The organism is Streptococcus sp. HMSC034E03 (assembly GCF_001811505.1).
Classification (GTDB): Bacteria; Bacillota; Bacilli; order Lactobacillales; family Streptococcaceae; genus Streptococcus.
The window spans coordinates 1-862 of record NZ_KV804924.1 but is presented as its reverse complement, the minus strand read 5'-3'; the positions used below and the strand labels follow the sequence as shown (position 1 = coordinate 862).

The window sequence follows — 862 nt, the reverse complement described above, 5'->3', positions numbered from 1 at the left end:
AAAAAGGAGAATATCCATGAAAAAACTACTAACTACAACAACTATCTTGCTTTCCGCTACTGCTTTAGTAGCATGTTCTAATAATCAGTCAACTTCAAAAGATAATACTGAGCAACCTAAAACGGAGCAAAAAAACACTACTTCAACAGATACAAAAGCCAAAGTAGATAACAGCAAATATGATGAGTTAATCTCTGAAATCAAATCAAAATTAGATCCTGAATCAACTGGAGCAATAAGCGTAAAAATTCAAAATAATGTAATCGATTCAGACTCATCTGAACCACATGATACTATCATGATTTTGATAACTGGAACGGCTAAAGATAAGGCCAAAGAAGCTCTAGGTGCAGTCCAATCAAATTCCGCTACTACTGACCAGAAAAATGCAATCACTTTGCTTCGTATGTCTATTTCTGAATTTGCTAAAAAGCTACCCGACGAGAATGCTACTCTTTCCCTCGGTTACGAAAAATCTGCTGACCAATATGACCTAATCGCTAAATCTTCAAAACAGAAAGATATTATTCCTATTGGCGAAATCATCGTAGAATAAAAAAAGCCCCACAATCTCCAACAGCAATCTTTGAATATAAGGATTCAACTTTCCATTTTTGACAAAATGAAATATATTTGATAATATATAGTTACTAACCTAGGAGAAATCCTAGTGCAAATAATCTGGTTGGCACAAGCTGCCACGCAGAAACGGTAACTATAAATTTAGTTACCGTTTTTTGTTGAATAATAAATAAAAAAATCCTCACACTCGCCGTCGCCAAACTTTGAGTGTGAGGTTTCAACCTTCCATGTGACAAGCAATCGAAAGGATGATAAAAAAATACAACTATAGTTTATCATA

General features: G+C 34.3%; 1 protein-coding gene. It reads left to right on the top strand.

The window, feature by feature from the left end:
* Positions 1-16: 16 nt before the first annotated feature.
* The gene (locus HMPREF2805_RS00270; RefSeq protein WP_075230960.1) at positions 17-556 is read left to right on the top strand and encodes a hypothetical protein; all 540 of its coding nucleotides are present in this window, start codon (positions 17-19) and stop codon (positions 554-556) included.
* Positions 557-862 lie beyond the last annotated feature (306 nt).